We start from the raw sequence: 26995 nt of genomic DNA, 5'->3' as shown, positions 1-26995 counted from the left end.
ATATTCTGTTTGTTTTCATCTTTAGTTGTTTTCTCTGAAGTCTGACATCTAAAATCTCATGTCTCAAAATCATCATTACTTCCTTACCAAAACCTTCTTCCTTACTAGCGATTTACCATTGTTGAACCGAATGATATAAAGGCCGCTGCTGTAGCTACTCACATCCAATCTCAGTTCAGGCTGGTCAAAATCAGCTTTCTGGAAAACTGCCACACCGTTCGGGTTGATCATATTGATATCCACAGGCATTCCGTTCAGTTCGCTCAAATCGATGGTGATATAAGTGCTGGCAGGATTCGGATAAACATTGATCTGGCTTTCCTTAATCTGACCATTGTCGATGCCTGTCACAATGATTCCCTCACCGCTCAGATCTTTTGTCAATGAGCCTTCTATGGCTGAAGTCACTTGGTAAGCGAATGAAACTTCGCTGGTATAAACCTTGGCTTCCATTGGAGAGAAACTCAAAGTAACCTCCTTGCTTTCTCCTGCGCCCACATGAATTGAAGATTCACTTAGGCCGAAGAATTCAGAAGCTTGGCTGAGCGTAACCTCGGTGTCCGCATCGCCATCATTGCTTATTGTCCAGGTGATGGTGCTCGTTAAACCTAGAATGGTTTGCTCAAACTCCGTTTCACCATCAACCGTGATCATGGCCTCTGCTTGGTTTTCAACACTTATTTCGAAAGCCTTCTCGAAAGTATTTCCATTCGCGTCCGTAGTTTTTACTCGAATGCTGTAGCTCGATTTTGTCTCGAAGTCGAATGCCTCAGCGGCTTGCAAGCTGCTTCCACTGATAGTGAAGCTTGCGTTGTCTGCATCTCCTTCGCCAGAAACTAAAGCGTAAGTATGCGTATCGCCTGCATCATCATCCGTAGTGCTGAATATTCCTATTTCGGCATCTACCGCATTGTTTTCCACAATGCTGCTTGCGCTTAAGGTGATACCGGTTGGCGCTACATTGTAAACCAAATTCAAGGTATTCGAAGCCGTGTTACTATTTCCTGTTGCATCGGTGACCACATTGGCTGCTATGCTAACAGAAGCTGAATTACCGCTCGAAGTCACAGAGAAAGTGTAAGTGTCGCCATCAACAGCAGTGAAGTCGCTTATCGTAGCATCTGTGGTAATATCCGATACCGCAAATCCGGTAATGGCTTCGCTGAATTGAGCGGTTATTACGTAAGCGCCATCGGCTAAATCACCTGCGGTTAATGTTACCGAAGGAGCTACTTCGTCAACATCAGTTACCGTAATCGTCACATTCTGGTTCACTGAGTTGATTCCATCGCTAGCAATCACATTGATCACATAAGCATTGTCGGTATTCGCATCGGTTGGAATTTCAAAGTCTGGAGAAGTTTTGAAGGTAACTTCGCCAGTGGTTCCATCGATGTTGAACAAAGCTTCATCGTTTCCAGAACCGAAGCTATAGGTAATCGCATTCACATCGGTTGCCGAAGCGGTGTAAGCCACGCCTGTTCCGTTTTCAGCATAGTTAACTGAAGTTACTGAAGTAAACACGGGATCGGTATCATCCACATTCGTTACTGTGATGGTTACATTCTGGTCCACTGTGTTGATTCCATCGCTAGCAATCACATTGACCACATAAACATTTTCTGCGTTTGCATCTGCTGGAATTTCAAAGTCTGGGGAAGTTTTAAAGGTTACTTCACCCGTAGTTCCATCTATGTTGAACAAAGCTTCATCATTACCTGAACCGAAACTGTAAGTAATCGCATTCACATCGGTTGCCGATACTGTATAGGCCACGCCTGTTCCGTTTTCAGCAAAAGTGGTTGAGGTTGAAGAAGTGAATACCGGATCGGTGTCATCAACATTGGTCACCATGATGGTCACATCTTGGTTTACTGAGTTGATTCCATCGCTAGCAATCACGTTGATCACATAAGCATTGTCGGTATTCGCATCGGTTGGAATTTCAAAGTCTGGGGAAGTTTTGAAAGTCACTTCGCCAGTGGTTCCATCGATATTGAACAGAACTTCATCATTGCCCGAACCGAAGCTGTAAGTAATAGCATTTGCATCGGTTGCCAATACGGTATACGCTACTCCAGTTCCGTTTTCAGCATAATTCACAGAAGTTGACGAAGTGAATACTGGATCGGTATCATCGACATTGGTCACCATGATGGTCACATCTTGGTTTACTGAGTTGATTCCATCGCTAGCAATCACATTGATCACATAAGCATTGTCGGTATTCACATCGGTTGGAATTTCAAAGTCTGGGGAAATTTTGAAAGTCACTTCGCCAGTCGTTCCATCGATATTGAACAGAGCTTCATCATTGCCAGAACCGAAGCTGTAAGTAATCGCGGTTGCATCGGTTGCTGTAATTGTATAAGCCACGCCTGTTCCGTTTTCAGCATAATTCACAGAAGTTGCCGAAGTGAATACTGGATCGGTATCATCGACATTGGTCACCGTGATGGTCACATCTTGGTTTACTGTGTTGATTCCGTCTGAAGCAATCACATTGGTCACATAAGCATTGTCGGTATTCACATCGGTTGGAATTTCAAAGTCTGGGGAAATTTTGAAAGTCACTTCGCCAGTCGTTCCATCGATATTGAACAAGGCTTCATCGTTTCCAGTACCGAAACTGTAAGTAATAGCGTTGGCATCGGTTGCTGCAACAGTGTAAGCCACGCCTGTTCCATTTTCAGCAAACGTGGTTGAGGTTGAAGAAGTGAATACAGGATCGGTGTCATCAACATTCGTTACCGTGATGGTTACATTTTGATTCACTGTGTTGATTCCGTCTGAAGCAATCACATTGATTACATAAGCATTGTCGGTGTTCGCATCGATTGGGATTTCAAAGTCAGGGGAAGTTTTGAAAGTTACTTCACCGGTCGTTCCATCGATATCGAACAAGGCTTCATCATTACCTGTGCCTAAGCTGTAAGTGATTGTATTCACATCGGTTGCGGCTACGGTGTAAGCCACGCCTGTTCCATTTTCGGCAAAAGTGGTTGAAGTTGAAGAAGTGAACACTGGATCGGTATCATCCACATTGTTCACCGTGATAGTTACATCTTGGTTCACTGTGTTGATGCCATCGCTAGCAACCACATTGATTACGTAGTCATTGTCCGTATTCGCATCTGCTGGGATTTCAAAATCTGGAGAAGTTTTGAAGGTTACCTCGCCAGTGGTTCCATCTATATCGAACAAGGCTTCATCATTGCCCGAACCGAAGCTGTAGGTAATAGCATTCGCATCAGTTGCCGCAACGGTATAAGCTACGCCCGTTCCGTTTTCAGCAAACGTGGTTGAGATTGAAGAAGTGAATACTGGATCGGTGTCATCAACATTAGTAATGGTTATCTTGATCATTTGTCTTGTTGCTAAAGTACCCTCCGTTGCTTGAGGACCATCTATTGCCAATACTGCAACCTCGTAGACATTGTCTCCATTACTATCCTGTGGATTCTCAAAATCGGGTACTATATTAAAAGACAGTTCACCAGTGGTAAGGTCGATACTAAACAATTGTTCATCAGCTCCACTATTTAGAATGAAATTAAAATAAGGTGTTAGAGCATCTGCATCAGTGGCCGTTACCGTGGTTATCAACGTAGTAGACATTTCCGGAATACTTATCTCAGTCACGGCACCACCTCCGTTGCTAGTTATCACAGGATAATTATCGTTGTTATCGGTTACTTGAACCGAAACTGTAATTTCGGAAGTATTGATGCCATCGCTAGCAACCACGTTGATCACATAGTCATTATCTGCGTTTGCATCGCTTGGGATTTCAAAATCTGGGGAAGTTTTGAAAGTTACTTCACCTGTGGTTCCATCGATATTAAACAAGGTTTCATCATTGCCAGAGCCAAAACTGTACATGATTGTGTTTGCGTCAGTTGCTGTAACGGTGTAGGCTACCCCAGTTCCGTTTTCAGCAAAAGTTGTTGAGGTTGCCGAAGTGAATACTGGATCGGTATCATCAACATTGGTCACCGTGATCGTCACATTCTGGTTAACTGTGTTGATTCCGTCTGAAGCAATCACATTGATCACATAAGCATTATCCGTATTCGCATCGGTTGGAATTTCAAAGTCTGGAGAAGTTTTGAAGGTTACTTCGCCAGTAGTTCCATCGATATTGAACAAGGCTTCATCGTTGCCTGTGCCTAAGCTGTAAGTAATCGTGTTCGCATCAGTTGCTGTAACGGTGTAGGCCACGCCTGTTCCGTTTTCAGCAAATGTGGTTGAGGTTGAAGAAGTGAATACCGGATCGGTGTCATCAACATTGGTCACCGTAATCGTCACATTCTGGTTTACCGAGTTGATGCCATCACTTGCAATCACATTGATCACATAAGCATTGTCGGTATTCGCATCGGTTGGGATTTCAAAGTCAGGGGAAGTTTTGAAAGTCACTTCGCCAGTGGTTCCATCAATATTGAACAAGGCTTCATCATTGCCAGAGCCAAAACTGTACGTGATTGTGTTTGCGTCCGTTGCGGCAACGGTATAGGCTACCCCAGTTCCGTTTTCAGCAAAAGTGGTTGAGGTTGCTGAAGTGAACACTGGATCGGTATCATCCACATTGGTCACCGTAATCGTCACATTCTGGTTTACTGTGTTGATTCCGTCTGAAACAATCACATTGATTACATAAGCATTATCCGTGTTCGCATCGGCTGGAATTTCAAAATCCGGAGAGGTTTTAAAGGTTACTTCGCCAGTCGTTCCATCGATATTGAACATAGCTTCATCATTGCCAGTACCGAAACTGTAAGCAACAGTAGCTTGGCTGTTGGTATCTGTAGCACCAGCGGTATAAACCGTTCCTGTTCCATTTTCGGCAAAGTTTGCCGTTAGACCCGAACTGAATGTAGGAGCAGTGGCATCGCTCACCGTAATGGTGAAATCTTGGTCTGTAGAAGCACCGTCACCATCGGTAGCTGTTATTTTTACAGTGTGGGTACCTACCTGATCTACCGTACTTCCTATAAGGGCAATTGCACCCGCGCTAGCCATTTTGATCTTATGATTTTGATGGTCTAGAATGAAAAGGTTACCATTTTTATCAATCGCAAGATCCTTAGGGTTGCTTAAACGGGCATTAGTGCCTATACCCTCCAAATCACCAGAAGTAACATTACCAATAATGGTAGTTACCTCTCCGTCAGAGGTTATTCTTCTTACAGTTCCTTTACCTTCAGAGAATACATATGAAATACCTTCAGGCGTAGTATGGATACCATTTGGTAGACTGAATGTGGCATTGGTTCCTATTCCATCGGTATTGCCACTGGTTCCATTTCCTGCAAAGGTAGTTACCTCTCCACTTGGTGAAATCTTACGAATTCGCTCATTGTATTTGCCAGCTATATACAGGTTGTCTTTACCATCAATGCTAATTCCACTTATGTAGTAAAAACGTGCATTGGTTCCTGATCCTTCCTGATAACCATGAATACCAATTGCTCCGGCAAAAGTAGTGACCGTACCATCGGGCGCTATCTTACGGACTGCATGAGATTTCTCTTCAACCACATAAATATTGTCTTGAGAGTCTATTACTAAATCAACTGGGGTATCGAAACTTGCTCCGGTTCCTACACCGTTAACGGAGGCAGCAGAGCCATTGCCCGCTACGGTTGTCACCACACCTTCGGGAGTAATTTTGCGGATAGTGTGAGTGTTTACTCCCGCTACATAGATATTCCCCTGTGAGTCAAAATCCATTCCTCCAGTTCCAAGGAACCTCGCATCAGTTCCAGTTCCATCTACATTTCCGTACTCTGTCAATGAACCCACAAAAGTGCTAGAGACCCCTTCTGGTGTGATTTTTCGAATAGCACCGTTACCTCCTTCAGAAACATACATGATTCCATCATCATCAATCAGAATACCTTCGGGAAAGCTAAAGCCAATTTCAGTTCCGGTACCATTAATTGAGCCATAGCTGCCGCCTAGCGTGTCAATCACATCATACTTAGCGATGATTTTTTTGCTTAACCATGTAGGAAGTGTTGGCGCTGTAAACTGCACATCAGTCAAATCACCATCGAAGGCATAAGCTGAATATTTATAGTTGGTTTCATTATCGCCTACCGTAATTGTTGGAGTAGAAGTGAAAACAGGATCGAAGTCGTGAACATTGGTTACCGTAACGGTCACATCTTGATCAGTGTCATTAATTCCATCACTAGCGATTATATTGATGACGTAATCATTGTCTTCATTCGCATCGGCTGGAATCTCAAAATCCGGAGAAGTTTTGAAGGTTACTTCGCCCGTTGTTCCATCGATGTTGAACAAAGCTTCATCATTGCCCGAACCGAAACTGTAGGCTAAAGTAGCTTGGCTGTTGGTATCTGTAGCACCAGCGGTATAAACCGTTCCTGTTCCATTTTCCGCAAAGTTTGCCGTTAGACCAGAACTGAATGTAGGAGCAGTGGCATCGCTCACCGTAATGGTGAAATCTTGGTCTGTAGAAACACCATCACCATCGGTGGCTGTTATTTTTATCGTGTGCGTACCTACCTGATCTACCGTGCTTCCTGTAAGGGTAATTGTACCCGCGCTGGCCATTTTGATCTTATGGCTTTTGTGGTCTACAATGAAAAGGTTACCATTTTTATCAACCGCAATATCCGTAGGTTGTTTTAAACGGGCATTCGTACCTAAACCCTCCAAATCACCAGTACTCACATCACCAATGATGGTTGTTACTTGGCCATTCGGCTTGATTTCTCTTACTGTTCCCTCACTTTCAGAGAACACATATGAAATACCTTCAGGCGTAGTATGAATACCCTCTGGGCGGCTAAAAGTGGCGTTGGTTCCTATTCCATCGATATTGCTATTCGTGCCATTTCCTGCAAAAGTAGTTACCTCACCACTAGGTGAGATTTTACGAATTCGCTCATTGTATGTGTCTGCTACGTACAGATTATCTTCCCCGTCAATGGAAATCCCCAATAAATAGGTAAAGCGAGCATCGGTTCCTGTTCCATCCAGATAACCATAACCATTAAGTAGTCCGGCAAAAGTCGTGACGGTACCATCAGGGGTGATTTTTCTTATCGCGGTAGAGTTAAATTCAACTACATAAATATTGTCTTGTGAGTTTATTGCTAAATCAAATGGGCTATGGAAACTTGCTCCGGTTCCTACACCGTTTTCGGAGAACGGAGAGCCGCCCCCTGCTATGGTTGTCACCACACCTTCAGGAGTAATCTTTCGGATTGAATTGGTGTTCAGTCCAGCAAGGTAAATATTGCCTTGTGAGTCAAAATCCATTCCGCCACCCCCACGGAACCTCGCATCAGTTCCAGTTCCATCTACATTTGCGTACTCTGTCAATGAACCCACAAAATTGCTAGAAACACCATCGGGAGTAATTTTCCTTATAGCGTTTGATCCATCTTCTGAAACATAAATGTTTCCATCATCATCAATCAGAATACCATTAGGATAACTAAAGAGGATTTCAGTTCCAGTGCCATTTGCTGGTCCATTATCACTGCCGAATTTATCTATAACATCATTCTTGACAGAGAAAGAAGCACTAAGCCAGGCTGGCAGTGTTGGAGCGGTAAACTGCACATCAGTCAAATCACCATCGAAGGCGTAAGCTGAATATTCATAGTTGGTTTCATTATCGCCTACCGTAATTGTTGGAGTAGAAGTGAAAACAGGATCGAAGTCGTGAACATCGGTTACAGAGATGGTCACATTTTGATCTACTTCGTTTGTGCCATCGCTGGCCTTCACGTTGATCACATACACATTGTCTGTATCACCATCTGATGGATTCTCGAAGTCTGGTATTGAAATGAAAGTTACTTCACCCGTTGTTCCATCGATATTGAACAAAGCCTCATCATTACTTGAACCCAAAGAATAAGTGATTGCGCTTCCATCTGTAGCCACAGCCGTATAAACCGCTTCAGTGGTGTTTTCTGCTACGGAAGCCGTGGTTGCTGAAGCAAATACTGGATCGGTAATATCACTTACTGTAATGGCAAAACTCTGCGAATCGCTGAGCCCACCCGGATCGGTAGCGGTTAAAACCACATTATAATTGTTGGGCGCAACGTTAGCTGTACCTTCTAAAATAGTAGAGCCTTTCACCAATCGGATAGTTTTGTTGCCTTCGTCTGAAATGAAAATGTTTCCAGCCTTATCTATGACCAAACCCGATGGATTCTGGAATCTTGAAGCCGTTCCTGTTCCATCTACATTGCCATAAGAAGAGCTTCCGAAAACTGTGGTTACCACACCTTCAGGAGTGATTTTTCGAATAACATTGTCGCTACGCTGAACCACATAAACATTATTGTTGTCATCTAAATCAATGGCATCAATATTTCGGAAAAGTGCACCGGTCCCTGTACCATCTATATAGCCAGAGCCGTTTCCTCCTGCCAATCTGGTCACAACACCTTCTGGAGTAACTTTTCTGATGGTTGAAAGGTCGGCCACGTAAATATTTCCGTCATTACCTACTGCCACTTGGGTTGGGTTATAGAAACGCGCTTCGGTGCCTGTTCCTTCTTTAATTCCCTGATTGCTTCCTGCAATGGTGGTTACTACGCCTTCAGGACTAACTTTTCTGAGTTTATGATTTGACTTATCGGCTACGTACAGGTTTCCGTCAGCATCTAAATCAATCCCTGCCTGATTAAAAAATTGAGCCTCAGTTCCTGTTCCATCTTTATAACCATAGCTTCCGCCTCCTGCTAAAATGGTTACGTCATGGTTAGGGGTGATTTTATAAATGGTTCTTGAACCAGAAGCTGAAATAAACAAATTGCCCTCATCATCGGCTACCATACCGGCTACTCCGTTCAACGATGGGCCAGGACCTATTGTGGTTCCAAAAGTTATGGCCCCGGCATACCAGGTTACCATGCCATCAATACCGATTTTTCTCACCTGACTTTCATCATCTCTTACGAAAATGTTGCCCAAACCATCCATAGTAATGGTTGCTGGCGAATCAAAAGCCACTTGAGAAAGGGCTACATCATCGTAGCCAGTAAAGCTTCTTGTTTTCTCACCAGCGTAGGTTTCAACCACATTGCCAATCGAGCCAGCAAGACTCAACCAGCTGGGTAGGGTTGGAGCACTGATCTGAAGCAAGTTTTGGTCTGGGTCAGTAGCGGCAATGGCATAAGAGTATGCGCCATTTTCATCTAAACTGGTTATTTCGGTTGAAGTAAATTCAGGTTCTTCATTAACATTGGTTACGGTTATTGAAACAACTTGAGTTGCTTGGTTGCTGCCATCGCTGGCTACAATTCCCGCTAGGTAAATGTTATTGTTATCTCCATCGGCAAAGGCATCGTAGTCTGGTGAGGCTTTAAAAGTAAGTTCTCCGGAAGAAGCATTGATATTGAAAAAGTCGTTGTCGTAGCCTGTTGGCAAGCTATAGCTCACGGTATTGTTTACATTGGCGTCAGCTGCCTGAGCAGTGTAAACCGTTCCAGTTGAATTCTCTTGAAAAGAAGCTGTAGTCCCTGAACTAAAAACTGGCGGTGTGCCATCCACAACGTTGATGGTGAAAGGCTGATTTTCAGAGTCAACTCCATCGGTAACCGAAAGCACTACATTGTGTGGCCCGATTTGGCCTTCTGTGCTTCCTTCCAAATAAGGAGTAGCTTTCACCACTTTACGAATTCTTCGATTGTTTTTATCGGCTATATAAATGAGGCCTGAAGGTGAAGCAGTTATTCCTTCTGGCCCATTGAATAAAGCGGCTGTTGCTGTACCATCGCTATAACCATAGCTGCTCTGACCGGCCACAATTTCCACCAAGCCATTTTTATCGATGGTCTTCAGATAATTCTGATCCAGAAGGTAGATTTTACCTTTGCTGAAAGCTAGATCAGGAACATAAGTGAACTGCACAGTAAGTGCCGAACCAGTGGCATTACTTCCTCCACCGGCATATTTTGTAGATACACCTTCGGGAGTGATTTTGCGGATGATATCGTAATAGGTATCTGAAACATAGATATTACCCTCATCATCAATGGTCATGGCCCAAGGGTTTCCGAAGCGTGCAGAAGTACCTGTTCCATCGCTATTTGCTAAAGAATAAGGATCGCCAACAAAGGTAGTAACCACTCCTTCAGGCGTAATTTTCCTGATATCTCGATAGCTTTCATCTGTTACATATAGGTTGCCCGAAGCATCGAAAACTAATCCATTTGGCTTTTTGAATTTGGCTTCCGTACCGGTGCCATTCTCATGACCATAAGAACTATGCTGCCCGGCAAAAGTGGAGACTAATCCGTTTGGAGTAATTTTTCTGATCACGAAATTATTTTCTTCCGAAACGAAAACATTTCCTTGAGCATCAACAGCAATAGCATTGATGCCATCAAACGCAGCCTCGGTTCCGAGACCATCTACATAGCCGCCATACACATAGTTTTCATTTCCGGCTAAAGTGGTTACTTCCCCTGAAACCGTAATTTTTCGGATGAACATACGATCTTCATCAACCACATATAGATTGCCCGAAGCGTCAGCAGCAATTTTATTCGGATCGGAAAACTGGGCGCTTGTGCCCGATCCATCGGCCATTGTACCTGTTCCATTCCCAGCAGAAGTGTGTACTGTTAAGTCAGTCGGATTATGAAAACTAAGCCAAGAAGGCAAAGTTGGAGCGGTAACGGTGAGCGGATCACCATCAGCATCGGAGGTTTCGATAAAGTAAACGTATGGTGCATTGTCGCCAGCCGTAGTTTTTGGACTGGAATCAAAACCGGGAGGTGTATTGGCTCCTGTTTTGGTTTTGTCTTTCGATTTCGCCTTTCCTTCATTGCCATCATTTTCACCAGAAGATGAATTCGATATAGCACCAAAATTTTCTTTGATGAAAAGTCGCTTGTGCCAAGGACGTGCCGTTGACTGCAAACTAAAAATGAACAGGAGCAGAAGGGTAAAAACTAGCTTTCCGTTTCGCCTGAATAGATGACGAAAAGAGCTTTTTGGATGAGGACTAATGAGCAGCTTCATATGCAGTTTTTGATTCAAGAATTACCCATACCGAAACACAGTAAGGGATGCTGCAAATTCTTGAATCTGATTGCTACGCTGTGGTAAATGGCTGCCAGCTTCTGGTAATTCTCTGCCAAATGCAGTTTAGAGGGTGTAAGGGGGAGTTTTAATCCTCCTGCCACATCCTTTCAAAAGGTGATTTTCTGGTAAGTAGCATATCTATGAAATTCTGCCCAATGATACTTGCACGGACACTCCTCCTTGGCGAAGGAGGTTGGGAGGATTGACTTTTGAAGCGAGATATAAGCTCTAATCCCCCTGACCCCCTTTTCAAAAAAGGGGGAATAGCTTCTGCTAGATTTAAGAGTAGCATTTAAAACATTTGTCTGTTGTTAAGAAAGTGCCCTTTTCTAGAAAATCACTTATCAAAAAGGGGGAATAATTCCTGCGAACTTTGGTCAGTGATCATTACTTACAAGCCTTCTCCAGCAAGCCTTTGGCTTGAGCGTAGCCTAGTTGGTCAGATTGCTTTAGGTCTTCGCAGCCTTTGGCGGTTTGTTTATTGTTCAAGTAGGAGATTCCTCGGAAGTAGTAGACTTCGCCATTTTTACTTTTCAGCGAATCGACCACATAGGAATAATCATCAATTGAGGCAGCAAAGTTTTTGATTTGCGCATAAGCATAAGCTCTGGAAAGTCGGGCCCTTTCATTGTTTGGATTTTGCTCAATGGCTTGAGAGAAGCTTTCGATGGCTTCTGCAAATTGTCCTTGAGAGGTTTCAATTAAACCTTTCGAAAACAAGGCTCTTTCCAGCTTAGGACTAATTTGAAGTATATGCCCCAATTGCTCGGAAGCCTGCTCCAGCGCACCAGCTTGAAGCAAAGAATCGCCTTTGTTGAGCATTAAGGTCAAGCGCCTAGCAAGTAGGTTTTGGGTTTCAGAAGTTGATTGTAGTGAACCATCCAGTGATTTTCTTCGGAACATGGCTGGGCCATTTGGGTTGATAGCCAAAGCACTGTCGTAATCCACCAAAGCACTATCGAGCTGATTCATTTCTTCGTAAAGCAAACCACGCTCGTAAAAGGCATCGGCACGTTTGTCATCATCCGTTTTGATCACGCGGGTGAAGTCAATTTTCGCGTAGTTCAAATCGCCCCTTTCCTTAATGGCCAAACCGCGGTAAAAATAGACTTTAGGGAAGTATGGATTCAGTTTCACTCCACCATTATAGTATTCAATGGCCTTGTCAATTTCTCCACGCAGTTGATATTCATTGCCGAGTTCCATCCAAGGGTAAACCGAGTTTGTGCCTTTAATGGAGTTCGTCCAAAGGCTGATTCTGTCTTTCCAAACCCTCGCTTGCATGTTGCTTTTCACCGCCAAAGCCAGCAAGCAAATCACCACAACTACATGAACTGTTTTCTTAAGAATTTCAACTTTCAAGAGTTCATTTAAGATTAAGGCAATGCAAATGAAAAAGCCGATTATGGGAAGATACATATACCTTTCGGCTACCATGGTTGGACCAAAAGGTGTAAAGTTGATCACCAGCCCAATGTTGATGGTGAAGAACAAAAAACCCAACAGCCATTGCTTTCTGAATTGAGCGGAAGATTTTTTGTAGACCCACCAGAAAAGGAAGAGAATGACAAGCAGTACAAGCGGAGCAAGTAAGAATTGAAGCCCTATTGATTCTCCTTCTTTTATTTTCATGGGGTAGCTATAATGCGTCACCAGTTGGTTCGGGAACAGCGATTTTGCACAATAGAAGAGCAAGGAATAAGCTGAAATTCCCAACTTCTCGAAAAACGAAAAGTAGCTCGAGAAATCGCCTAAAGAATCCAGAACTCTTCGCGAATCAATACTGACCAAACCAATAATCACGGAACCAATGAGAAAAGGGACTTTCTCCAAAATACTGAACAGCGAGAACTTTCTTCCAAAGTAATAATCGAAAACAAAAAGCACCAACGGCAGCGTAACCGAGGCTGATTTGGTGAACAAAGCCAGCACGAAAAGTAAAAAGCAGACCAGCAGTTTGCTTTTCCTTTCCGAAGAAAGATAGCTGAGATATGCATGGCAAGCCAAGAAGAAAAACAGCGTGTAAAGCAACGTACTTCTGGTGGAAATCCATCCGACTACTTCGGTTTGAAGTGGGTGAAAAGCAAAAATGGCGGTGACCAACAGCACAATGAATTTCTTCTCTTTGAAGATTCTTCCCAATAAGAAATAAAGTACCATTGTGTTCAGTAAGTGAAGCAGCAAATTGGTGGTGTGGTGCACCGTAGCATTTTCTCCAAAAATGAAATACTCAATCCCGAAACTGAAAGAGGCCAATGGCTGATAAGAAGCCACATAATAAGTGGTGAAGTAGTTTTTGATGCTCTGCCAGCTCAATGCTGTAACATCAGGATTGTTGACAATCTGTTGGTCATCGTCCCAACCGGAAATGTAAGTGCCGTGAGTGACCGGCCAAAAAGCTACAATTGTCACCAAAAGGATCAGCAAAAGCAGGCCGTATTTTTTGAGAAATGTGTTTGTCATGGATGCCATGCTAATGGGCAGATTTTCACCTTTCAAATTTGAGAAAAAGTCAATTTAGGCATTGTAATCCTACTGCCAAAGCATAGTAAAGGACTGCCAAAATGTTCTATCAACCTTTCCTAAAAATCTAAACTGTTTCAACTTTTCCAAAAGCATTAAGCTTTGGGAAAGCTGGTTACCAGACTCAACTGATGGCAATTTGCATAAAACTACTCCTTGGCAAAATCTGCCTGTTCTTTAGAAAGATCAGGGAAGTCTTTAGTTCAAACTTTCCAAAAGTTCTAAACTTTGGGAAAGGTGGTTGCCAGACTCAACTGATGGCGATTTGCGTGAAATTGCTCCTTGGCAAAACCTGCCTATTCTTTAGAAAAATCGGGGAAGTCTTGAGTTCAACCTTTCCAAAAGCATTAAGCTTTGGGAAAGCTGGTTACCAGGCTCATCTGATGGCAATTTGCATGAAACTGCTCCTTGGCAAAATCTGCCTGTTCTGTAAGAAGATTGGGAAACCTTTAATTTAAACTTTCCAAAAGTTTAGAACTTTTGGAAAGGTGCTAAGGTCTATTCCGCTGAAGGTGATTTACCAAAACGGGCTTTGTAATTCTTGGAGAAGTAGCTCGGGTCTTCGAAGCCCACATTATAAGCCACTTCTGAGATAGATTCATAAGCGGAAGATTCCAGCAATCTGCGCGCTTCTTGCAAACGGATTTCCTTTACGTAAGCCAGAGGAGTGTAACCCGTTGCTTCTTTCACTTTTCTGTAAAGACTGCGCTCACTAATGGAAAGTGTATCAGCTAAAGAGGCGGGTGTCAATTTCGGATTCGAAAGCGCATTGATCACCACGGTTCGTACCTGCTCGATGAATTCGCGTTCCATGTCGCTGCTTTCATTGCTCTCCTGATACTTCTGCCGCTCACCTTTCAACGCCAATAAAGTCTGAACGCGGTTGAGCAAAGTAGCGTCTTCAAAAGGCTTAAGAATGTAATCGTCCACACCTTCCAAAAGCAGATTCTGCCTGTCGCGTTCAATGGCTCTGGCCGAAAGAAAAACCACAGGTGTATCGGCAAATTCTGGCCTTGATTTAACCGAACGGAAGAATTCCGGCCCATTCATTTCCGGCATCATGTAATCGGTAATGATCAGGTCTGGCAGTTCAGTGCTGAGCATTTCTAGCCCAACGCGGCCATTTTGTGCAGTCACGACCCTGAAATGATTGTTGAGCACATCTTTGATGTACTGTCGCATTTCTTCATTGTCTTCCACCACCAAAACGGTGGAAAGCCCTTTGCTTGAATTCTGAACGAAAGTTGAAACTTCAGCTTCTTCCTCAATAATATTCGCACCATGCAAATGCCCTTTTCCTTTAAGGAAAGTGAGGGTGAAACAAGTTTCCTTTCCAAGTTCACTTTGAACTGAAACTCTGCCTTGGTGCAGCTCAATCAGTTCTTTGGTGAGCGCCATTCCCACTCCAGTTCCTTCACCACTATCAGTATTGCCCGATTGGAAAAAACGGTCGAAAATGTAAGGTAAATCTTGCTCGGGAATTCCTTCGCCTTGATTGATGATCTTCAGCTCAACCAACTTTTCATTTTCAGAGATCTCAATTTTGATGTCGGAATGATTGTAGCCATACTTCACCGCATTGCCCAATAGGTTAAACAGTACGGTTTCAATTTTCAGCGGATCGAGATAAAGCGGAGTTTCCACATTGGCGGCTTGCCAATCGATTTGCATGGCCTTGGCCGAAAGCTGATAATCGAACAAGCTCACGACTGATTTTATCTTCTCTTTCAGGTTGATCTGTCGAACATTCAGCTCTTGCTTTCCGCTTTCCATTTTGGAAAGATCGAGCATGTCTTGTACCAGGCCGAAAATGCGTTTAGAGTTAGCATCTATGTTTTTCAGGGCTTTTTGCTGTCGTTCGTTAAGTTGCCCAAACTTACCTTTCAAACTGTTTTGGGTATTACCGAGAATGAGCGTGAGTGGTGTTCTAAGTTCGTGAGAAATATTGATGAAGAACCTGCTTTTCAATTCGTCCATCTTCTCAATTTCTGCCTTCTGGCTTTCAAGAATCTGATTCTGCTTTTTGCGCTGACGCGAATTTCGATATACATACTGACCAAAAAACAAGACGAGTACAATGCCACCAATAAGCACTTTTTGGTTCTGCTTCACATTTTCCAGCTCCCTTTCTGTTCTGTCAATTTCCGCTTGTTGCAAGTCTTGAATTGCCTGAGAATTGGCGGCCAGTAGCTCCTTTTCACGTTCAAAACTCTCTTTTACATTGGTTTGGTAAACATCGCGCTCCAAGGTCAAAAGTCGCTCGTTTACCTTGGCCAAATTCTCCCAATCGTTCTTTTGCTCATAATAGGTTTTTAATGTTTCTCCCAAGCCTATTTTTTGGTTAACAAGTACGTTGTCGGCCTTAAAAAGCTGCTGAAGCTTGCTTAATGTAGATTTTTCAGAAAAAGGAAGTTTTTTAGCCTGAGCAGCAGGCAAAAGACTATGCAATTCCAAAACCCTTCTCATATAAATCATCAACTGGTTTTGATTCATTTTCGAATGATAACCTCCCATGGAAATGCAAAGATTCAGGGCATCGGTGTAGGCTTTGGTTTCCAGATAAAAACGTAGTTTCCTCAGCTGATTCAAAATTTGCTGGCGTTCATCTTTTGCTTCACCTCGAGAAGAAATTTCCTGCTTCTTGAAATAATAATCTGATGAATCGTACTGCAGCTGGTCCATTTTCGCCAAGGCCATATCTGAATATAAGCGTGCTTTAAACTTCTCTGGTAAGTTGGCAAACTCAGGATTTGTGTCTTTCATGAAGTCACCGAGGAAATCAGTATAATCGCTTTCTTCGCCTTCCATAGTTGAAACCCGGTGGTACTGATTAATCCAGGCCACTCTGGCATCTGGCAAGGCGTTAAGGTTTTTAGCAGAATCGAGATAAGACTTGACTTCTGCCAAATCGTTGGTGAGAAATTCGATGTTGCTGGCAGTGATGTATGCCCTCATCAAAAAATCCTCATTAGTGGTTTTCTTGAGTAGAGAAATGGCATTATTGACGAAAAAAGAGGCGCTATCGAATCTCTCTAGTTTCATGTATAGGTCTCCCACCACAAGTTCCTTATAGCCGATTTGGCCAATCAAACTTTCCCGGTCAACTTCTGATTTTCTAGCTTCTAAGACTTTAACCAAGGAATCGCGTTGGTGGAGAGCCAACTGTAAAGCTTGTTGATTGGATTGGGCCAGTACCTGATTAGAAATTAGGCTAATCAAAAGCACAAGACATGTTTTCAGTCGAAAATTCAGCATTTTCAAGTCTGGTAATAATTGAGGCAATATAGATTGCAAAACTTCAAATGTACTTAAGGCAATCGATTAATTAGGATATTAGTGCTTTTTTAAATCATTATAAAAAATCCATTCGTGTAATATAATGGTAACCTAACGAACTGTTACAATTTTATGAAATCCTTCATTTCTAAGTAATCCTCACATAATAGGATAAAGCTACTTTTATCTCAAAATTATTTAGTTAAACATGGCCATCCCTATTCGCCCTAGCAACGACTTATATTTAGAGTTTAGTTTTTTCGAATATGCCTCCACAAATGCTGCGCATGCATTTGGAAATATCAGAGAGGTTGTGGTTAAGAAGAATGAATATGTTTATGATCCTTCTTCAGATCATAAATACATTTATGAAATCTTAGATGGTGCGGTAAAACTTGGCAGTTATACCGATGACGGAGAAGAATTCACGTTTGATGTACTCTTCAAAAACGACTTCTTTGGTGATTTAAAATACTTAAACAATCAGTTTTTCGAATTTTCCAAAGCTTTAATAGACACTAGGTTACGGGTTTATAACCGTGATTTCTTTAAGCAATTGGTGGTTCAAGAACCCAAAGTGGCCGAGTGGTTTATTTCTTATGTAGTGAAGCGCTGGTGCAGCGCAGAGAAAAAATTGAAGAAAGTACACGAGAAAAAGGCACAAGAAAAACTCACGTTTCTCAGTTCATTCTTCGACTTAAAAGTTTCGGATGTTCAAGGCTGTGAATACCCATTGATTGATCTTTTAACCCAAAAAGACATGGGCGACTTGATTGGTGTTACCCGGCAAACAATTTCAAATACTTCAAGAAACAAGGGCAAGTAATTCTGAAAAGGCTACATCCTATCTTTAAAGTAGGTATCCTTGATTTTGTGAAGCTGTTCTTCTGTCAGCAATTTTGAAGTGAAAGAGGTTACAAAAGGATACTCCTCGGCCTTCTTTTTGTCGTCAGGGTTTTGGCTTGAAGTTAGAATACTTATTAAAACATTGGATTTGGCCTCTTCAGGCATTTTTTTGTATTCATCCAAAAAGTCCCAGCCTGTCATTACAGGCATGTTTATGTCTAGAAAGATTAAATCTGGTTTTGGATAATTTTCTTCATCCTTATATTCTCCCTTGCATTGTAAATAATCAAGGGCTTGCCTCGCCATTAAAAAAACCTTCACTTGGCAATTCATGCCACAGTTTTTAATGATCATTTTATGAAGAAGATTGGTTGCTGGATCGTCATCAACCAATACAATTGAGGTAATTTTGGTCATCATATCTTTTTTAAGGTGAAGCAGATTTTTGTGCCCGACTTTCCACTTGAATCAATCCAAATCCTTCCACCGTGAACTTCAACAACTTTTTTACTCAAGGAAAGGCCCACGCCTACACCACTATATTTGTGAATGCCATGCAATCGCTGAAACATTCGAAATATCTTATCATAATTGCCCTCTTCGATACCAATACCGTTGTCTTCAATAGTAAACAGCCATTGATTTTTTTGAGATCGGGAGCTTATGTTGACAACGGGAGATAAAGCTTCTTTTCTAAATTTAATAGAGTTAGCGATAAGCTGAAAAAACAGAGTATATAAATCTTCGCTGTAGCCCAAAATTTTCGGTAAATCATTCTCTACCACGATTTTGGCTTGCTGTTGCTCGATGGTTTTTGCTAAATCAGCCTGAATGGACTGGACAAGTTCGTTGCAGTCGACCCATTCTTGAGTTTTGCCTTCCCCAATTCTGCTATAGTCCATCAAACCTTTGATTAAAGCTCGCATTCTTGAACCAGAAGAATCGATATGATCAACAATATTTGATAATTCTTCTCCTAATTCTGCTTTATAGTTTCTTTTCAATAGGCGAGAAAAGCCAACCACATTGTTCAACGGTTCTTGCAAATCATGGCTTGCCACAAATATGAACTCTCTAAGCGCCTTGTTTTTGACTTGAAGCTGTTCGCCATATTCTACGTTTCTTTTCAATTCAGGAGCATAAACAAAGAAGTATAAAATGGATCCAATCAGTAGCAAAAGGAAAAAGCAAACAAAGGTGAAAACTTTGAATTCGGATTGTTTTTCATCGTATTGGGCCTGATACAAGTTCACCAAATCATTCATAGATTTTAGAAAAACAGGCTCTATTTGTAACAATGTTTTTAAGTGCTGCAGGCGATCAGCTGAATCAGAAATCATGAGAGAATCGGCTGACGAGGTAAGCGCATATAATTGCAAAGTAAGCTGATTAAGCCCTTCAACAATCTGCTCATCTTTGGTCATTTTAATCAGGTAATCGTGCTTGCTTTCAATTTCTTCCAAATCCCTTTTCAGTGCTGATTTCACCAAATTAGAGTCACTTATACTATCGTTAAGCACTAAACTTGATTTGGCAATTCTTTGAGAAAGCATGCGTTGCCTACCCGAAATATTGATTAGTTCTCCATCGGCATCTTGTAAGTTGATATGGCGAATGATCAGTATAAACAACAAAACCAGAAGGCTCACCATTAAAATATTCAGAAGAATATTGAGCCGATATAACCTGTTGCTCTCCTTAGTCATGCATCAAAATACTAAAAAAGCAATTATGAAAATATACCGTTCAAATGACGCTTGAGGGAATTGTGATGAAAAGGGAAATTGTGTATTCAAAAATACCCTAAACGAAAAAAGCCCCTTAAAAAGGGGCTTTAAACGTACCAGAGGCGGGACTTGAACCCGCACGAGCAGATGCTCACAAGATTTTAAGTCTTGCGACATTTAGTTCCATACAGCTTAAAACAGTTCTATATCGTGCTTATTCGGTATAATCAGTACACTTTGATGTGTATGAATTTGAGTAAAACCGAGAAATGTTGTACCTATGTTGTACCCAACATCAAACAGCACAGAGTCATGGCATCTATTTCTCTAATACTCCGAAAAAAATCAAATAAAAACGGAGAGTTTCCTCTGGTAATTAGGATTACAAAGGATAGAAAATCATCCTTTATCTACACTGGACAGTACATTCATGACAAGTATTGGGATGAAAAAAACAGGAGGGTTAAAAAGTCACACCCGAACTCTGTTCGTTTAAATACCCTCCTATTAGGAAAGTTAGCCCAAGCTAACGATAACCTCTTAGAGCTCGAAAAGAGTTCTACTTACAGTTCAGCAAAGACTGTTAGAAAACACCTAAAAGGAGAGTATGGAAATAAATCCTTTTTCAGTTTGGCAGAATCATATCTGATTGAGCTACATCAGCAAGGAAAACACAATAGGGTTTCTTCCGAAAGGCCTATGATTAAACACTTCCGTGAGTTTACAAAAGGGGATATTATGTTTCAAGAGATTAGTGAAACACTTCTGAAAAAATATCAGTCATATCTGTTCTCAACAAGAAAAATAAGCAAGCGAACTGTCATTAATCACCTTATTCCCATTAGAACAATTCTCAATAGGGCAGTTCGTGATGGTCTAGTGGATAGAAAGTTTTACCCTTTTGGTAAGGGAAAAGTTGTAATTAAGTTTCCTCAGAGCCTAAAAATGGGATTGACTGAAGAAGAAGTAAAACTCCTAGAAAACACCAGTATAAGAACAGATAGTCCTCAATGGCATGCCCGAAATGTTTGGCTCTTTTGCTTTTATTTAGCTGGGATGCGGGTTTCTGATTCCTTAAGAATAAAGTGGGGGGACATTTCAGACGGGCGGTTATATTATACAATGGGTAAAAATCACAAATCCGATTCATTATTATTACCTCCAAAAGCATTGGCAATTATTGACCATTACAGGTGCAATACATTAACAAATTCGGACACATTGTTTCCCGAACTTCGACATACCGATTTTGAAGATAGTTCATCTGTGCAAAAGCAAATCAAAAATGCGGATAAGAAATTCAACAAGCACCTAGGCTTGATTGCTAAACAGATAGGCCTAGAAAAGCCATTGAAAATGCATATAGCTCGACACACTTTTGGAAATATTTCTGGCGACAGAATTCCTATTCAAATGCTCCAAAAGCTATACAGACATACGGTTGTGACAACCACAATTGGCTACCAGGCCAATTTCATTCATAAAGACACTGATGAGGCGTTAAATCAGGTAATTGACTTTTAGAACTGAGAAATGCTTTCTACACTGCATCAGACAACAGAGTATATTCAAATTTATTTATTTCCTTAGGTTTAGTCGTATGCCTTGTACATATCTCTCTTAAAGGCCACTTTCAAAACCCCTGAATATACTCTTGATATCAATTAAACCACCTCCAAAAATTCGATACTTTAAAAAAAGGCTGGCGCTCATTAGAACGTCTAAGCCCTAGATCAAAAAGCCTAAATGCATAACCCAAGAGCGTAAAAATATCCGTAAGGTTTTTGAGGAAATAATCGGTATACCCTCTAATTTGAAGAGAAAGAATTATTCAGAAAAATAAGAATCCAAAACCTTCATAAATGCACTTTCTTCCAGAGGCTTGGAATGAAAATCTGAAATGGCAGAATGAGACTCAGCTCTTAGCATATCTTCAGAGTTCATGGATGTACTCAACATTACCACCATCACACCGGCCTTCCTTACATCTACCAGCTTATCGTATTCATCCAGAAACTCCCAGCCGTCTATTACGGGCATAATAATGTCTAAAAAATAATATATGGCTTAGGATCAATTCCTTAATTTCGGTTTCCAATTCCGTTGTGATTGGCTTTCAAAATGTATCTTAGCTCAGGAGGTAATTAAGTAGAAGGTCTATTTTGCCGGTTGTGATTGGCTTTCAAAATGTATCTTAGCTCAGGCGTCTTTAGCAGCCTAAAGAGTAGCTGGCTGTTGTGATTGGCTTTCAAAATGTATCTTAGCTCAGGCGTGGTTTGGGAAGATGGCCAAACAATTAGTTGTGATTGGCTTTCAAAATGTATCTTAGCTCAGGTTGATAATCCCCTCAGCCTCCAAACAAAGCGTTGTGATTGGCTTTCAAAATGTATCTTAGCTCAGGCGATGGGATAATTACCATCACACCTTCAGGGTTGTGATTGGCTTTCAAAATGTATCTTAGCTCAGGCAAGATTTTGGAGCAATTACCTGGTTCCGTGTTGTGATTGGCTTTCAAAATGTATCTTAGCTCAGGTAGCACGTAGAGGGTAATACATTGTTAGAAGTTGTGATTGGCTTTCAAAATGTATCTTAGCTCAGGATGGAAGATTCCTAAGTCCCAATCTTCATTGTTGTGATTGGCTTTCAAAATGTATCTTAGCTCAGGGTCGTTAAACTTGCCCGTGTTATCAATACCGTTGTGATTGGCTTTCAAAATGTATCTTAGCTCAGGGATTGATCAAGTTCTTGTACACATCGCCATGTTGTGATTGGCTTTCAAAATGTATCTTAGCTCAGGAAGACAGACTTAGACTACTACAATGACATCGTTGTGATTGGCTTTCAAAATGTATCTTAGCTCAGGTTTACCTATTGGGAAAATTTTATCGGGAGCGTTGTGATTGGCTTTCAAAATGTATCTTAGCTCAGGCCAACCGATTGAATGAGGGTTATCTTGCTGGTTGTGATTGGCTTTCAAAATGTATCTTAGCTCAGGCATACATCCGAAGAAGGTCTTCTCTAGGGGTTGTGATTGGCTTTCAAAATGTATCTTAGCTCAGGTGTCTCATTTTTCTGAGAACTCGGAGCCATGTTGTGATTGGCTTTCAAAATGTATCTTAGCTCAGGCGTTTCGATTGCTTTTCTGTTGTCTGCAGTGTTGTGATTGGCTTTCAAAATGTATCTTAGCTCAGGACTTTCTGCCAACATTAAGACTTTTGTGTAGTTGTGATTGGCTTTCAAAATGTATCTTAGCTCAGGCAAGAGAAATACTAAACAACAGACTACTAAGTTGTGATTGGCTTTCAAAATGTATCTTAGCTCAGGAGGTAAGCAGATGTACAATTTGAAATACCAGTTGTGATTGGCTTTCAAAATGTATCTTAGCTCAGGCAGATAATAGAATAATGATGTATCCAATGGTTGTGATTGGCTTTCAAAATGTATCTTAGCTCAGGGTAACCATGTTCTATACGCAACAACAAATAGTTGTGATTGGCTTTCAAAATGTATCTTAGCTCAGGCTGCAGAGGGACACGCTTTTGGATCAGCTGGTTGTGATTGGCTTTCAAAATGTATCTTAGCTCAGGGGTATTCCTTTTGTAAAGGTTGAGAGCATTGTTGTGATTGGCTTTCAAAATGTATCTTAGCTCAGGTCTGCTCAAACTGTTCCTGTTCCATCACTAGTTGTGATTGGCTTTCAAAATGTATCTTAGCTCAGGTATACTAAGTTAACAGAAAAATAAAAGTCTGTTGTGATTGGCTTTCAAAATGTATCTTAGCTCAGGAGATCAAGATTATGAAAAATGATATAGCTAGTTGTGATTGGCTTTCAAAATGTATCTTAGCTCAGGTCTGCTCAAACTGTTCCTGTTCGATCACTAGTTGTGATTGGCTTTCAAAATGTATCTTAGCTCAGGTTGTCCGCATCACAGATCCAATAAACCACGGTTGTGATTGGCTTTCAAAATGTATCTTAGCTCAGGGTGGCTATTGGCCTGTTGATAATGGCTATTGTTGTGATTGGCTTTCAAAATGTATCTTAGCTCAGGAAAGCAGCAGGTAAGGGAGAGATACCCCAAGTTGTGATTGGCTTTCAAAATGTATCTTAGCTCAGGGAAGTGTTTAACGTCTTCAATAATGGTGTAGTTGTGATTGGCTTTCAAAATGTATCTTAGCTCAGGTAGTTTTTTTGAATCTGTAACCCTGTTAAGGTTGTGATTGGCTTTCAAAATGTATCTTAGCTCAGGAAGGCACTTCCTAAGCAGGTAGTGATTGAAGTTGTGATTGGCTTTCAAAATGTATCTTAGCTCAGGCAAAGCTATTAGAAACCGCATGGTCATAGGGTTGTGATTGGCTTTCAAAATGTATCTTAGCTCAGGTGATTTTCTCGACTCCAGGATCTGAAGCCGGTTGTGATTGGCTTTCAAAATGTATCTTAGCTCAGGAAAGCAGCAGGTAAGGGAGAGATACCCCAAGTTGTGATTGGCTTTCAAAATGTATCTTAGCTCAGGGAAGTGTTTAACGTCTTCAATAATGGTGTAGTTGTGATTGGCTTTCAAAATGTATCTTAGCTCAGGGTCAATCAATTTCAGAATAACGCTTACGCGGTTGTGATTGGCTTTCAAAATGTATCTTAGCTCAGGTAGTTTTTTTGAATCTGTAACCCTGTTAAGGTTGTGATTGGCTTTCAAAATGTATCTTAGCTCAGGAAGGCACTTCCTAAGCAGGTAGTGATTGAAGTTGTGATTGGCTTTCAAAATGTATCTTAGCTCAGGCAAAGCTATTAGAAACCGCATGGTCATAGGGTTGTGATTGGCTTTCAAAATGTATCTTAGCTCAGGTGATTTTCTCAACTCCAGGATCTGAAGCCGGTTGTGATTGGCTTTCAAAATGTATCTTAGCTCAGGTTTACCTATTGGGAAAATTTTATCGGGAGCGTTGTGATTGGCTTTCAAAATGTATCTTAGCTCAGGTAGTGCCTTCAGATGTTGGCTTAGTAGCTTGTTGTGATTGGCTTTCAAAATGTATCTTAGCTCAGGTAAGAGGCTTTCAATTCTATGATGCACCATGTTGTGATTGGCTTTCAAAATGTATCTTAGCTCAGGGATCAAAAGGAGTTTGATAAAAAGATGCTTGTTGTGATTGGCTTTCAAAATGTATCTTAGCTCAGGAGGCTACACGCTTTAGTAGTAAGTGCATTCGTTGTGATTGGCTTTCAAAATGTATCTTAGCTCAGGTATTGTTTTGGTCGAAATTTTTGTTTTTCAGTTGTGATTGGCTTTCAAAATGTATCTTAGCTCAGGCCCACCACCTTTAAAAGCTGCTCATTCACGGTTGTGATTGGCTTTCAAAATGTATCTTAGCTCAGGTTTGGCCGAAATACGGCTAGAGATAATGACGTTGTGATTGGCTTTCAAAATGTATCTTAGCTCAGGCCTACCTCTCCTACTTTTTCAATATATTCAGTTGTGATTGGCTTTCAAAATGTATCTTAGCTCAGGTATACCCACTGTAACAAAGGGTCGTCCCCTGTTGTGATTGGCTTTCAAAATGTATCTTAGCTCAGGAGCCGCTTTCAATTCAGTAATAGCAGCCTTGTTGTGATTGGCTTTCAAAATGTATCTTAGCTCAGGCTTCTCTTTCTGGTTTAAAGAACTCTGAGTGTTGTGATTGGCTTTCAAAATGTATCTTAGCTCAGGTTAGCTCGCCCCATTAACCATCTAGTCTTAGTTGTGATTGGCTTTCAAAATGTATCTTAGCTCAGGTTCATCCGTGGGAAAGAAGTTGAATGTCCAGTTGTGATTGGCTTTCAAAATGTATCTTAGCTCAGGAAGTTAGCGTGACTTTTAACGAGAAATCTTGTTGTGATTGGCTTTCAAAATGTATCTTAGCTCAGGGTCTCTTTGATCTTTGAAGGAAAAGACAGAGTTGTGATTGGCTTTCAAAATGTATCTTAGCTCAGGTTTCACCCATAACCAATTCACTTGTGGGTAGTTGTGATTGGCTTTCAAAATGTATCTTAGCTCAGGCATGCCATTATGTTTTGTAGTTATGTAGCTGTTGTGATTGGCTTTCAAAATGTATCTTAGCTCAGGACACCTCAGCGTAAATCGTTATATATTAATGATTTACGCCTTAAAACCTCTAATGATTTTTTAATCGTTAGAGGTTTTGCTTATTTATTATGACCACCATTGTTCAGACCTCTAAAAGGTGAGGGTTCGGAACCCTTAAAGGGTTGACTTATAAATAAAGATGACAATTGAAAATATGACAGTCTAAAACAGCTCCAACTGCTGAACAGGCTGCGGAATCAATTCTCTTTTGGCCGAAATAAAGACCTCCATCATCCCGAATTGCTTATCCGTAATATGGATAATGCCTACATGGCCCTTTGGAGGGAGATTACTTTTTATCCGCCTAATATGCACTTTAGCATTTTCCATACTTGGGCAATGGCGTAGAAAAATGGAAAACTGAAAACGGCTAAAGCCATCCTTTTCCAACACCTCCACAAATTTTCTATAGTTCTTGGTGTCCTTTTTCGTTTCTGTGGGCAAATCAAAAAATACCATTACCCACATGACCCTGTACTGATTAAATCTATCGACACTGCTCAAAGCTTAGGAAACTTGATGTTCCTTTTTTCTCGTGCATAGCACTGATAAACGCTGGCGGTGGTCTGTTGCACGGCCAGCATCAATGGACTTTGTTGACCATTGATGGTCACATCCAGCACAGGAATTTGCAACAGCTTTTGCTTCAGTTCTGTGGTCAAGGTGTGATAATCATCGCTAGACCTTACCAACTCCAATACCAGTTCATCCACAAATGGCCGATAAGGTTCCATTACATCATCGGCCAAACAATAGGCATTGTATTGATTGCTATGATGATAACCCAAAGTAGGCAACAAGCCAGAAGCCACCAGTGCCCTGGCCACTGTAGCCCTTAAAATAGCATAACCATAATTCAGCAGATTGTTCGGCTCTCCTTCGAACCTTCCCCGTTTAAAATCAGTAATCAAATCGGTAAAAATGCACTTCCAATAATAAGCAGCAGCCCTGGCCTCAAAATTATCGGGGTCTCCGTTCTTCACCTTGCTTGCCCAACGTTTCATGTTATCTGTAGCAATATCATTTTGGACCAATATCGCTGCCTGGTTATTGATTTTGGCCTGAATGGTCTGTTTCCAAAGTCTGTCGCGCAAAGCTTGGCTTGCTTCTACCTGTACTGAAAAATGCCTCTGCTGAGTATGATGTCCGTTCAGGTTGAACATCATGCCTTGTGGCAAATGCTGGGCATCGCAAGTAATAATGGCCACATTGTTTCCCAATAAAAGGTGGATCAGGTAATGGCTCAAAGTGATCTGATGGTTTTCTAGCACCAACAAACCAATATCTTCAATGGGCACCTTACGTTCTTCATTTGAATCGGGGTATTTGACAATAAGTTGTTGCTGTTTAGCGCTGAGGTAAGCAGGCTTTCCGAAATGAAGAGTTCTTTTGATCATGGGCAAATTTTTATTCAATTGCCGG

Annotated in this window: 11 protein-coding genes and 1 CRISPR repeat array; of the genes, 3 read left to right on the top strand and 8 right to left on the bottom strand. The window is 41.4% G+C overall.

Going from position 1 to position 26995, the window contains the following annotated elements:
- Nucleotides 1-75 precede the first annotated feature (75 nt).
- Both ACXACJ_RS20315 and ACXACJ_RS20310 read right to left on the bottom strand, forming a co-directional pair.
- The gene (locus ACXACJ_RS20315; protein WP_475136260.1) at nucleotides 76-11022 is read right to left on the bottom strand and encodes an NHL domain-containing protein; all 10947 of its coding nucleotides are present in this window, start codon (nucleotides 11020-11022) and stop codon (nucleotides 76-78) included.
- Between the two features lie 450 nt (nucleotides 11023-11472).
- A complete protein-coding gene (locus ACXACJ_RS20310; RefSeq protein WP_475136259.1) occupies nucleotides 11473-13548 on the bottom strand; it encodes a tetratricopeptide repeat protein in 2076 nt (691 codons plus the stop codon).
- Between the two features lie 191 nt (nucleotides 13549-13739).
- Here ACXACJ_RS20310 and ACXACJ_RS20305 point away from each other — a divergent pair, with 191 nt between their 5' ends.
- Complete coding sequence (locus tag ACXACJ_RS20305) at nucleotides 13740-14066, top strand: hypothetical protein (protein WP_475136258.1); 327 nt, start codon at nucleotides 13740-13742, stop codon at nucleotides 14064-14066.
- Between the two features lie 40 nt (nucleotides 14067-14106).
- Here ACXACJ_RS20305 and ACXACJ_RS20300 read toward each other — a convergent pair whose 3' ends face one another.
- The gene (locus ACXACJ_RS20300) at nucleotides 14107-16833 is read right to left on the bottom strand and encodes a hybrid sensor histidine kinase/response regulator transcription factor (RefSeq protein WP_475136257.1); all 2727 of its coding nucleotides are present in this window, start codon (nucleotides 16831-16833) and stop codon (nucleotides 14107-14109) included.
- Between the two features lie 259 nt (nucleotides 16834-17092).
- Between ACXACJ_RS20300 and ACXACJ_RS20295 the strand changes: the two genes are divergently transcribed.
- Nucleotides 17093-17710, top strand: a complete 618-nt coding sequence (locus ACXACJ_RS20295; RefSeq protein ID WP_475136256.1) for a Crp/Fnr family transcriptional regulator — start codon at nucleotides 17093-17095, stop codon at nucleotides 17708-17710.
- 11 nt (nucleotides 17711-17721) lie between these two features.
- Here ACXACJ_RS20295 and ACXACJ_RS20290 read toward each other — a convergent pair whose 3' ends face one another.
- Both ACXACJ_RS20290 and ACXACJ_RS20285 read right to left on the bottom strand, forming a co-directional pair.
- Entirely contained in the window at nucleotides 17722-18150 is a 429-nt protein-coding gene (locus ACXACJ_RS20290; protein WP_475136255.1) for a response regulator, read from the bottom strand.
- Nucleotides 18147-19436 (bottom strand): ATP-binding protein, encoded by a 1290-nt coding sequence (locus ACXACJ_RS20285; protein WP_475136254.1) that lies wholly within the window; start codon nucleotides 19434-19436, stop codon nucleotides 18147-18149. Before ACXACJ_RS20285 ends, ACXACJ_RS20290 begins: the two co-directional genes overlap by 4 nt.
- Nucleotides 19437-19769: 333 nt before the next feature.
- On the opposite strand from ACXACJ_RS20285, the gene ACXACJ_RS20280 reads away from it, so the two are divergent.
- Nucleotides 19770-20981, top strand: a complete 1212-nt coding sequence (locus ACXACJ_RS20280; RefSeq protein WP_475136253.1) for a phage integrase SAM-like domain-containing protein — start codon at nucleotides 19770-19772, stop codon at nucleotides 20979-20981.
- A gap of 303 nt (nucleotides 20982-21284) precedes the next feature.
- Here ACXACJ_RS20280 and ACXACJ_RS20275 read toward each other — a convergent pair whose 3' ends face one another.
- The 3 genes from ACXACJ_RS20275 to cas1 all read right to left on the bottom strand — a co-directional run bounded on the left by ACXACJ_RS20275 (nucleotide 21285) and on the right by cas1 (nucleotide 26970).
- Entirely contained in the window at nucleotides 21285-21497 is a 213-nt protein-coding gene (locus tag ACXACJ_RS20275; protein WP_475136252.1) for a response regulator, read from the bottom strand.
- Between the two features lie 62 nt (nucleotides 21498-21559).
- Nucleotides 21560-25552: a CRISPR direct-repeat array (repeat unit 36 nt; unit sequence GTTGTGATTGGCTTTCAAAATGTATCTTAGCTCAGG).
- A gap of 183 nt (nucleotides 25553-25735) precedes the next feature.
- Nucleotides 25736-26041, bottom strand: a complete 306-nt coding sequence (gene cas2 / locus ACXACJ_RS20270; protein WP_475136251.1) for a CRISPR-associated endonuclease Cas2 — start codon at nucleotides 26039-26041, stop codon at nucleotides 25736-25738.
- 32 nt (nucleotides 26042-26073) lie between these two features.
- A complete protein-coding gene (cas1, locus tag ACXACJ_RS20265; protein ID WP_475136250.1) occupies nucleotides 26074-26970 on the bottom strand; it encodes a type II CRISPR-associated endonuclease Cas1 in 897 nt (298 codons plus the stop codon).
- Between the last annotated feature and the right edge of the window lie 25 nt (nucleotides 26971-26995).

Source organism: Roseivirga sp. AWQ4_251, from assembly GCF_056158225.1.
This window is presented reverse-complemented; position numbering and strand designations above follow the sequence as displayed.